The organism is Micromonospora sp. AMSO31t, from assembly GCF_008868175.1.
GTDB lineage: Bacteria > Actinomycetota > Actinomycetes > Mycobacteriales > Micromonosporaceae > Micromonospora.
Map to the genome: position 1 here is coordinate 1 of NZ_WBKT01000202.1, position 10191 is coordinate 10191.

8 protein-coding genes are annotated in these 10191 nt (G+C 74.2%); 6 read left to right on the forward strand and 2 right to left on the reverse strand.

Features of this window, described 5'->3' with window-relative positions; translation table 11 throughout:
• Window positions 1-29 precede the first annotated feature (29 nt).
• The 3 genes from F8274_RS27950 to F8274_RS27960 all read left to right on the forward strand — a co-directional run bounded on the left by F8274_RS27950 (window position 30) and on the right by F8274_RS27960 (window position 4160).
• Window positions 30-1148, forward strand: a complete 1119-nt coding sequence (locus tag F8274_RS27950) for a GuaB3 family IMP dehydrogenase-related protein (RefSeq protein ID WP_151465353.1) — start codon at window positions 30-32, stop codon at window positions 1146-1148.
• Window positions 1149-1220: 72 nt separating this feature from the next.
• Window positions 1221-2612, forward strand: coding sequence for a M1 family metallopeptidase (locus tag F8274_RS27955; protein ID WP_151465354.1), 1392 nt, complete (start codon window positions 1221-1223; stop codon window positions 2610-2612).
• 90 nt (window positions 2613-2702) lie between these two features.
• Window positions 2703-4160, forward strand: a complete 1458-nt coding sequence (locus tag F8274_RS27960) for a M1 family metallopeptidase (protein ID WP_151465355.1) — start codon at window positions 2703-2705, stop codon at window positions 4158-4160.
• A 1-nt stretch (window position 4161) separates the two neighbouring features.
• Here the strand turns inward: F8274_RS27960 and F8274_RS27965 are convergent, their stop codons facing one another.
• Complete coding sequence (locus F8274_RS27965) at window positions 4162-5274, reverse strand: LCP family protein (RefSeq protein WP_151465356.1); 1113 nt, start codon at window positions 5272-5274, stop codon at window positions 4162-4164.
• A gap of 142 nt (window positions 5275-5416) precedes the next feature.
• Between F8274_RS27965 and F8274_RS27970 the strand changes: the two genes are divergently transcribed.
• Together F8274_RS27970 and guaA are read left to right on the forward strand one after the other, a co-directional pair.
• On the forward strand, window positions 5417-7114 hold the full coding sequence (locus tag F8274_RS27970) for an FAD-dependent oxidoreductase (protein ID WP_151465357.1): 1698 nt from the start codon (window positions 5417-5419) through the stop codon (window positions 7112-7114).
• Between the two features lie 68 nt (window positions 7115-7182).
• The gene (guaA, locus tag F8274_RS27975) at window positions 7183-8736 is read left to right on the forward strand and encodes a glutamine-hydrolyzing GMP synthase (protein WP_151465358.1); all 1554 of its coding nucleotides are present in this window, start codon (window positions 7183-7185) and stop codon (window positions 8734-8736) included.
• 7 nt (window positions 8737-8743) lie between these two features.
• On the opposite strand, the gene F8274_RS27980 is transcribed toward guaA, so the two are convergent.
• A complete protein-coding gene (locus tag F8274_RS27980; RefSeq protein ID WP_151465359.1) occupies window positions 8744-9106 on the reverse strand; it encodes a PspC domain-containing protein in 363 nt (120 codons plus the stop codon).
• Between the two features lie 144 nt (window positions 9107-9250).
• Between F8274_RS27980 and F8274_RS27985 the strand changes: the two genes are divergently transcribed.
• A partial coding sequence (locus tag F8274_RS27985) for an NUDIX hydrolase (RefSeq protein ID WP_151465360.1) occupies window positions 9251-10191 on the forward strand: 941 nt, incomplete at its 3' end.

The window sequence follows — 10191 nt, forward strand, 5'->3', positions numbered from 1 at the left end:
CCACCACCCCCAACCACCTGGAGTCCCCCATGCGTGACGTGGTCGAGATCGGGCTGGGCAAGACCGCGCAGCGCGGCTACCACCTGGACGACATCGCCATCGTGCCGAGCCGTCGCACCCGGGACGTCGACGACGTCTCCACCGCGTGGCAGCTCGACGCCTACCAGTTCGGCATCCCCTGCGTCGGGCACCCCTCCGACGCGACCATGAGCCCCGCGTCGGCGGTGCGGCTCGGCCAGCTCGGCGGCCTCGGCGTGCTCAACGTCGAGGGCCTCTGGACCCGCTACGAGAACCCGGCCAAGGTGCTGGAGGAGCTGGCCGGCCTGGACGAGGACGCCCGGGCCACCAAGCGGCTCCAGGAGGTCTACGCGGAGCCGATCCGCCCCGACCTGATCGCCGAGCGGGTCCGCGAGCTGCGCGACGGCGGCGGCACGGTCGCCGTCCGGGTCTCCCCGCAGCACACGCTGGCCCTCGCCCCGGTGATCCTCGACGCCGGCGTGGACATCCTGGTCATCCAGGGCACCATCGTCTCCGCCGAGCACGTCTCCACCACCGACGAGCCGCTGAACCTCAAGGAGTTCATCGCCGACCTCGACCTGCCGGTCATCGTGGGCGGCTGCACCGACTACAAGACGGCGCTGCACCTGATGCGCACCGGCGCCGCCGGTGTCATCGTCGGCATCGGCGGCGACGACTGGTCCACCACCGAGTCGGTGCTCGGCATCCGGGTGCCGATGGCCACCGCCATCGCCGACGCCGCCGCGGCCCGCCGCGACTACCTCGACGAGACCGGCGGCCGGTACGTGCACCTGATCGCCGACGGCGACATGCAGACCTCCGGCGACATCGCCAAGGCGCTCGGCTGCGGCGCGGACGCCGTGATGCTCGGCGAGCCGCTGTCGCTCTGCGAGGAGGCCCCGGCCGGCGGCGCCTGGTGGCACTCGGCCGCCAGCCACCCGTCGCTGCCGCGCGGCGCGTTCGAGGTGGCCGGTGAGCCGCTCGGCTCGATGGAAAAGCTGCTCTTCGGTCCGGCCGACGAGCCGGACGGCCAGCTCAACCTCTTCGGCGGGCTGCGCCGGGCGATGGCCAAGTGCGGCTACCGCGACCTCAAGGAGTTCCAGAAGGTCGGCCTGGTCCTCGACCGCTGACCGGGTGAGCGACCGACGGCGCGGGTGGGCGTTCCGATCCCACCCGCGCCGTCGCGCGTCTAGGCTCGGCGGATGACGCGGGGCCGGCGGTGGGGCGTGGCGGTGCTCGCCGTCGCGTTGCTGGCCGGCGGCTGCACCGGGGACGACGGGCGGTTCCACCCGGGCGCGGCGGACGTGGGCGACCCGTACGTGCCGGGGTCCGGCAACGGCGGCTACGACGTCGGGCACTACGCGCTGAAGGTGCGCTACGACCCGGCCGACGACAGGCTCACCGGCGAGGCCGTGCTGACCGCCACCGCCACCACGGCGCTGTCCCGGTTCCAGCTCGACCTGGCCGGCCTGACCGTCGACCGGGTCCGCGTCGACGGCGCCCCGGCGAAGCACCGGCGCGACGGGGCCGAGCTGGTCGTCACCCCGGCGCACGGCCTGCCGGCCGGGCAGCGGTTCAGCGTCGAGGTGACGTACGGCGGGGTGCCCGAGCCGCTGCCCAGCGCCGAGCTGGGCGACGGCGGCTTCCGGGCCACCGGGGACGGTGCGATCGCGCTGGGCCAGCCGGAGTCGGCCAGCACCTGGTACCCGGTCAACGACCACCCCTCCGACAAGGCCACCTACGAGATCCAGGTGACCGTCCCGGACGGGCTCGCCGCGTTGAGCAACGGGGTGCCGGAGGGGAAGGAGAGCAGGGGCGGCTGGACCACCTGGCGCTGGTCCGAGGGCAGCCCGATGGCCAGCTACCTGTCCACCCTGGTCATCGGCGACTACCGGGTCGCGACGGGCACCCACGCCGGGAAGCCGATCGTCACCGCCGTCGCCGCGACCCTGCCCGCCCACGGGCCGGCCGCCGCCTCGGTGGCCCGCACCGGCGAGATCGCCGACTTCCTGGCCGGCCGCTTCGGGCCGTACCCGTTCGACGCGTACGGCGGGATCGTGGTGGCCGACGACCGGATCCGGTACGCGCTGGAGACCCAGTCCCGGCCGGTCTACGGGCCCGGCTTCTTCCGCGGCACCCGCCCGAACACGGAGGTGGTCGCGCACGAGCTGGCCCACCAGTGGTTCGGCGACAGCGTCTCGGTGGCCCGGTGGAGCGACCTCTGGCTCAACGAGGGCTTCGCCACGTACGCGGAATGGCTCTGGGCGGAGCACGACGGCGGGCGCGCCGTCGAGCGGGCCTTCGCCGACCGGTACGCGGTCACCGACTGGCGCAGGCCCACGGTGGACCCGGGCCGCGCCGCGATGTTCGGCGACGCGGTCTACCAGCGTGGCGCGCTGGCCGTGCACGCGCTGCGCCGCGCCGTCGGCGACGCGGCCTTCTTCCGCATCCTGCGCGGCTGGCTGGCCGAGCGCCGCAACGGCACCGCCACCACCGCCGACTTCATCGGGTACGCCGAGCGGACGGCCGGGAGGCCGCTGCGTCCCCTCTTCGACGCCTGGCTGATCGGGGCGAGCCCGCCGGCCCTGCCGTGACGCGGACGTGATCGATCCTGGGTAGGCTGCCGCGGGCGGAGCGGCCCCGGGCAGGGCCGCCACGGTTCGGGTCCGGGAGGGATCGAGGCGATGGCGCGGCGCGGCGGACGACGACGGCTCGGGCTGCTGCTCTGTGGAGCGGTGCTGCTCGCCGGCTGCGGTACCAACGAGCCGGACCGGGCGGCACCCGGGCTCGCCGCGCCCAGCCCGACGGCCGGGCGCAGCTTCGCGCCGGGCGCCCCCGGCGCGGGCGACCCCTACTTCCCGAGCTACGGCAACGGCGGCTACGACGTCGCCCACTACACCGTGCGGGTGCGCTACGACCCGGCGACCGACAAGCTCACCGGCACCACCACCCTGCGGGCCACGGCGACCGCCAACCTGTCGGCGTTCAACCTGGACCTGGCCGGGCTGACGGTGCGGTCGGTCAGCGTGGACGGGGCGAAGGCCGGCCACAGCCGCACCGGCGACGAGCTGGTCGTCACCCCGGCCACCGGCCTCACCTCCGGCAACGGCTTCGTCGCCGAGATCCGGTACGACGGCCAGCCGGCCGCGCTGGACAACGACGTGCTCGGTGAGAGCGGCTGGCTGCACACCGCCGACGGGGCGATCGCGCTCGGCCAGCCGGAGTCGGCGAGCACCTGGTACCCGGTCAACGACCACCCCTCCGACAAGGCCACCTACGACTTCGAGATCACCGTGCCGAAGGGGCTCACCGCGGTCAGCAACGGGGTACCGACGGGGCGGAGCACCAAGGACGGCTGGACCACCTGGCGCTGGTCCGAGAGCGCCCCGATGGCGAGCTACCTGACGGCGGTGGCGATCGGGAAGTTCCGGGTCACCACCGGCGAGCACAAGGGACGGCCGGTGTTCAGCGCGGTCACCACCCAGGTGGCCGACGGCGCGCCGGACCGGTCGATCGCGCGGACCGTCGAGGTGGCCGACTACCTGGAGAGCATCTTCGGGCCGTACCCGTTCGACGCGTACGGCGGGGTGGTGGTCGCCGACGACCGGATCCGGTACGCGCTGGAGACGCAGAGCCGGCCGGTCTACTCGGCCGGGTTCTTCCGGCAGGGCGACAACACCGGCGTGGTGGCGCACGAGCTGGCCCACCAGTGGTTCGGCGACAGCGTCTCCCTCCAGCGCTGGCAGGACATCTGGCTCAACGAGGGGATGGCCACGTACGCCGAGTGGCTGTGGGCCGAGCACGGCGGGGAGTCGACCGTCCAGCACACCTTCGAGCAGAAGTACGGGACCACGTCGAGCCAGGTCTGGCGTACGCCGCCGGGTAAGCCGGGGGTGGCGAACCTGTTCGGGCGGTCGGTCTACGAGCGGGGCGGCATGACCGTGCACGCGCTGCGGGTGGCGGTCGGCGACCAGGCCTTCTTCACCGTCCTGCGCACCTGGGCGGCGGAGAAGAGGAACGGCAACGCCACCACCGACGAGTTCGTGGCGCTCGCCGAGCGGGTCTCCGGCAAGAAGCTCGGCAAGCTCTTCGACGCCTGGCTCTACGGCACCGAGCGCCCGCCGGCCCCGAAGCCGCTCTGAGTCAGTTCTTCACCCGCAGCGAGGGGTGTGCGGCCAGGTACGCGTCGGCGCTGCCGCCGCGCAGCGCGGCGAGGAACTGGCGGCCCTCCGGGCGCAACTGCTCGCCCCGGTAGGACGCGCCGCTGCCCACCCCGGCGCCGGGGAGGCCGACCAGGACGAACTTCTCCGCCGGCAGGCCGCCCAGGGCGTACGCGAAGTCGACCAGCCGGCGGCCGCCGCCGACGTACACGAGGGTCCTGCCCAGTGCGGCGACCACCTGCTCGACCCGGTCCGGGTCGCGGGCCAGCTCCTGGTCGAGGATCTTCCGGGCCAGCGCCCGGATGAGCTGCTGCTGGTGCCGCTGCCGGGTGTAGTCGCCGCCGGCCGTGTAGCGCTGCCGGGCGTAGTCGAGCGCCTGCCAGCCGGTCAGGTGCCGGTTGCCCGGCTGGTAGACCATCTGCGGCCCGGTGTAGGTGCTGCCGGCCCGGTCCCGGTAGCGCCCGTCCGGCCGGCGGTGGATCGAGGCGACCCGCTGGTCGACGTAGAGGTCCACGCCGCCGAGGGTGTCGACCAGCTTGTCGAAGCCGCCGAAGGTGAGCACCGCGCCGGCGTCGATGCGCAGCCCGGTGTACCGGCTGACCGTGGTGCGCAGCAGCTCGTACCCCTGGGCCGTGCTGGGGTGCTTCTTGTCGCCGGGTACCCGGCTGCCGTAGCTCATCGCGTGGGTGAGCTTGGTCCGGCCGCCGCGGTAGCCGGCCTTCGGGTAGGCCGGGATGTCGACCACCAGGTCGCGGGGGAGCGAGAAGAGGTACGCGCGGCCCAGCCCGGCCGGCACGTGCAGCACCAGCACGGCGTCGGCGTGCGGCTCCCAGCCCGGCACGCTGATCCGGGTGTCCACCCCGACGAGCAGCAGGTTGAGCGGCCCTTTCAGGTCGGCGCCGGGCGGTGGGGTGGGGCTGGAGGTGGCCGGGGCCGGCGTGGTCGGCGCCGCGGTGGACGGGCTCGGCGTGCCCGGCCCGGCGACCGGGCCGGGCGACGGGCGGGAGACCAGCCGCGTGGTGACCACCGCTCCGGCGGCGACGAGCACCACGGCCACCAGGGCGGCCAATCCCAGCAGCAACCGTCGACGCGTCATCGTGGTCTCCTTCCCCCGTCTTCCACTCGACGCGCGACGGAGGGCTGTTGGTTGCGCGGGAATCCCGTGTCATCGAGCGCTCTGCATGATCTGCGAAAAACTCTCGCTGGCGCTATAGCTACCGGTCGGTAATGATGCGTGCATGCGGTACGACGTGGTCGTCATCGGGTCGGGTTTCGGCGGCAGCGTCACCGCGCTGCGGCTGGCCGAGAAGGGTTACACCGTCGGGGTCCTGGAGGCCGGCCGGCGCTTCGCCGACGACGAGTTCCCCCGCACCTCCTGGCGGGCGAGCCGCTTCCTGTGGGCCCCGAAGCTCGGCTGTTACGGCCTCCAGCGGATCACCCTGCTCCGCTCGGCCGACCGGAAGGCCGGCGGCGGGGTGCTGGTGCTCGCCGGCGCCGGCGTCGGCGGTGGCTCCCTGGTCTACGCGAACACGCTCTACGAGCCGCTCGACGCGTTCTACGCCGACCCGCAGTGGCGGGACATCACCGACTGGCGCGACGAACTGGCCCGCCACTACGACCAGGCGAAGCGGATGCTGGGCGTCACGACGTACCCGATCCACACCGGGGCGGACCGGGCCATGCGGGCGGTGGCCGAGCGGATGGGGGTGGGGCACACGTTCCACTCGACGCCGGTGGGCGTGCACATCGGCCGTCCCGGCGAGCGCGTGCCCGACCCGTACTTCGGCGGGGTGGGGCCGGACCGGACGGGCTGCAGCCACTGCGGCTCGTGCATGACCGGCTGCCGGCACGGCGCGAAGAACACCCTGGTCAAGAACTACCTCTGGTTGGCCGAGCGGCTCGGCGCGCAGGTCCACCCGCTGACCACGGTCACCGCGGTGCGGCCCGCCGCCGAGGGCGGCTACGCGGTGCACACCGAGCGCACCGGCGCCTGGGTCCGCAAGCGCCGCCAGGTGATCCACGCCGACCAGGTGGTCTTCGCCGCCGGCGCGCTGGGCACCCAGCGGCTGCTGCACGAGATGAAGGCGACCGGGGCGCTGCCCCACCTGTCGCCCCGGCTCGGCGAGCTGACCCGCACCAACTCGGAGGCCATCCTCGGCGCCTCGGTCGGGTCCGGCCAGGCCCGGCGGCGCGGCCTCGACTTCACCGAGGGGGTGGCGATCACCAGCTCGTTCCACCCCGACCCGCAGACCCACATCGAGCCGGTCCGCTACGGCAAGGGCTCCAACGCCATGGGGCTGCTCCAGTCGCTGCTGGTCGACGGCGGCCCGCACCGGGTCCGGCGCTGGCTGGGCAGCATCGTCCGGCAGCCCGGCCTGGCGGCCCGGATGCTCTCGGTGCGCGGCTGGTCCGAGCGCACCGTGATCGCCCTGGTCATGCAGTCGGTCGACAACTCGCTCACCACCCGCTACCGGCGCGGCCGGTTCGGCCGCCGGCTGGTCACCGGCCCGGGGCACGGCGCGCCCAACCCGACCTGGATCCCGGCCGGCAACGAGGCCGTCCGGCTGCTCGCCGAGGAGATCGACGGCACGCCCGGCGGAGCGGTCACCGAGCCGTTCAACATCCCGATGACCGCGCACATCCTGGGCGGCGCGGTGATCGGCGACAGTCCCGAGCGGGGCGTCATCGACCCGTACCACCGGGTGCACGGCCACCCGGGGCTGCACGTCGTGGACGGCGCGGCGGTCTCGGCGAACCTGGGCGTGAACCCGTCGCTGACCATCACGGCGCAGGCCGAGCGGGCCATGTCGTTCTGGCCCAACCGGGGGGAGGGGGACCCCCGCCCGCCGCTCGGTGCGCCCTACCGCCGGCTCGCCCCGGTGGCCCCGAAGCAGCCCGCCGTCCCGGCGCACGCCCCCGCCGCGCTGTGCCCCTGAGCGACGCGGCGCGCGACACACCGGGGCGCGGCCCGCTACGGCGGTGACTGTCGGTAGGGTTGCTGCACATGAGCACGCCTCGCCCCGTCCTCGTGGTGGACTTCGGAGCCCAGTACGCCCAGCTCATCGCGCGCCGCGTCCGCGAGGCGAAGGTCTACTCGGAGATCGTCCCGCACTCCATGCCGGTGTCCGAGATGCTGGCCAGGGACCCGGCCGCGATCATCCTGTCCGGCGGCCCGTCCAGCGTCTACGCGCCCGACGCCCCGCAGATCGACGCCGGGATGTTCGACGCCGGCGTCCCGGTCTTCGGCATCTGCTACGGCTTCCAGGCCATGGCGCAGGCGCTCGGCGGCACCGTGGCGCGCACCGGCAACCGGGAGTACGGCGGCACGCCGCTGCACGCCCGCCCGGAGGCCGGCGTGCTGCTCCGCGACCTCCCCGACGACCTGCCGGTGTGGATGAGCCACGGCGACTGCGTCACCGAGGCACCGGCCGGCTTCGCGGTCACCGCCGAGTCGGCGGGCGCGCCGGTCGCCGCGTTCGAGGACCTGGCCGGCCGCCGGGCCGGGGTGCAGTTCCACCCGGAGGTCGGGCACACCGCGCACGGCCAGGAGATGCTGGCCCGCTTCCTGCACGACATCGCCGGCATCGAGCCGACCTGGACGCCCGAGAACATCATCGACGACCAGGTTGCCCGGATCCGGGCGCAGGTCGGCGACAAGGAGGTCATCTGCGGCCTGTCCGGCGGTGTCGACTCGGCGGTCGCCGCGGCGCTGGTGCACAAGGCCGTCGGCGACCAGCTCACCTGCGTCTTCGTCGACCACGGCCTGCTCCGGGCGGGCGAGGCCGAGCAGGTGGAGAAGGACTACGTGGCCGCCACCGGGATCAAGCTCAAGGTGGTCGACGCCCGCGAGCGGTTCCTCGGCGCGCTGGCCGGGGTGACCGACCCCGAGCAGAAGCGCAAGATCATCGGCCGGGAGTTCATCCGGGTCTTCGAGGCCGCCGCCCGGGAGATCGCCTCGCACGGCGACGTCGAGTTCCTGGTGCAGGGCACCCTCTACCCGGACGTGGTGGAGTCCGGCGGCGGCACCGGCACCGCCAACATCAAGAGCCACCACAACGTCGGCGGGCTGCCGGAGGACCTGAAGTTCGCCCTGGTCGAGCCGCTGCGCACGCTGTTCAAGGACGAGGTCCGCGCGCTCGGGCTGGAACTGGGGCTGCCTGAGGCGATGGTCTGGCGGCACCCGTTCCCCGGCCCGGGCCTGGCCATCCGGATCATCGGCGCGGTCGACGAGGAGCGCCTCGCCGTGCTCCGCAGGGCCGACCTGATCGCCCGGCAGGAGCTCACCGCGGCCGGCCTCGACCGGGGCGTCTGGCAGTTCCCGGTGGTGCTCCTGGCCGACGTGCGCAGCGTCGGCGTGCAGGGCGACGGGCGCAGCTACGGGCATCCCGTGGTGCTGCGCCCCGTCTCCAGCGAGGACGCCATGACCGCCGACTGGTCCCGGCTGCCCTACGAGGTGGTGGCCCGGATCTCCACCCGGATCACCAACGAGGTCGCCGAGGTCAACCGGGTGGTCCTGGACGTGACCAGCAAGCCGCCGGGCACCATCGAGTGGGAGTGACGCCGGGTCAGGCCGCCGGCGGCGTCGGCGGCTGAGGCGCCGGCCGGGGCGCCGGCTCCGGCGTGGCCGGCGCCGCGTACGGACCCGGGGCCGCCGGCGGGACCGGCGGCCAGCCCGGCGCGGTGCCCGGGGGGTGCGGCCAGGCGGGCGCGCCCGCCGGCTCCTCGGGCATGAGGAACCACATGATCGGGTACGCCAGCGCGGCCAGCCCGCCGGTGAGCAGGGTGGCCACCGCGAAGGCCACCCGCACGAGGGTGGGGTCGACGGCGAAGTAGCGGCCGAGGCCGCTCGCCACGCCGGCGAGCATCCGGTCGGTGACCGGCCGGCGGAGCTGCTTGTACGGGGCCTGGGAGGGGTTCGTGGAGGTCATGTCTCCACGGTCCCGCGCGGTCCGGCGGGCGACCTCGGTGACCGCCCGGACTCCTACCCTGACCCGTCCCTGAGGCGCCAGCAAAGAGTCAGGAATCTGACTCTTTTCGATGCCGGTCCCGCCATCCGGGGAGAATTTCCTCCCGTGACCACCTTGCTGGAGCCGCTCCGCAGGATCGCGGCATACGCAGTTTGTGCTGATTCAGACGGCCGAGTGTTGCTGGTCCGCGCATCGGAGCGCTCCGGCACCCCCGGCACGTGGTCGCTGCCCGGCGGGGCGGTCGACCACGGTGAGGACCCCAAGCACACCGTCGTCCGGGAGACCGCCGCCGAGACCGGCCTCTCGGTCGCCGTCGCCGCCCTCCAGGACGTCCTCGCCGACATGCGGGCGCTGCCCGAGCGCGGCATCACGATCCACACCGACCGGCTGCTCTACACGGTCTCGGTGCGGGGCGGGACGCTCGCCGACCGGGTCGACCGCCCCACCGACCTGGCCCGCTGGTTCACCCTCGACGAGGCCCGGGAGCTGCCGCTGCGCTCGTTCGCGGCGCGCGCCCTGGGCCTGCCCACCTCCAGCGACGACATCGTGCCGGAGGAGGTGCCCGAGTTCCCCTCGTTCTACGCCGTCCCCGGTCCGGACGGGCTGCACCGGGCGCAGCGCTTCGCCGCGTACGCCGTGGTGACCGACCCGGAGGAGCGGGTGCTGCTCACCCGGGTCTCCGACGGCTACCCGGGCGCCGGCTGCTGGCACCTGCCCGGCGGCGGCACCGACTACGGCGAGCAGCCGGGCGCCGCGCTGATCCGCGAACTGGTCGAGGAGACCGGGCAGACCGGCCGCCTGGTCGAGCTGCTCGGGGTGGCCAGCCACCGGGACGCCGCCTCGCTCGGCCCGGAGGGCTACCCGATCGACTGGCACGGTGTCCGCGCCTTCTACCGCGTGGTCGTCGACCAGCCGGCCCCGCCCACCGTGGCCGACGTCGGCGGCTCCACCTGCGAGGCCCGCTGGTTCCGCCGCGAGGAACTGGGCGCCCTCCCCACCGACCGCCTCACCGAGGTGACGGCCGAAGCAGTCCACGCCGCCCACCT

Bases quoted from the DNA above. Each gene is read 5' to 3' on its own strand.
- F8274_RS27950 (WP_151465353.1), top strand. From the start codon at position 30: ATGCGTGACGTGGTCGAGATCGGGCTGGGCAAGACCGCGCAGCGCGGC.
- F8274_RS27955 (WP_151465354.1), top strand. From the start codon at position 1,221: ATGACGCGGGGCCGGCGGTGGGGCGTGGCGGTGCTCGCCGTCGCGTTG.
- F8274_RS27960 (WP_151465355.1), top strand. From the start codon at position 2,703: ATGGCGCGGCGCGGCGGACGACGACGGCTCGGGCTGCTGCTCTGTGGA.
- F8274_RS27965 (WP_151465356.1), bottom strand. From the start codon at position 5,274: ATGACGCGTCGACGGTTGCTGCTGGGATTGGCCGCCCTGGTGGCCGTG.
- F8274_RS27970 (WP_151465357.1), top strand. From the start codon at position 5,417: ATGCGGTACGACGTGGTCGTCATCGGGTCGGGTTTCGGCGGCAGCGTC.
- guaA (WP_151465358.1), top strand. From the start codon at position 7,183: ATGAGCACGCCTCGCCCCGTCCTCGTGGTGGACTTCGGAGCCCAGTAC.
- F8274_RS27980 (WP_151465359.1), bottom strand. From the start codon at position 9,106: ATGACCTCCACGAACCCCTCCCAGGCCCCGTACAAGCAGCTCCGCCGG.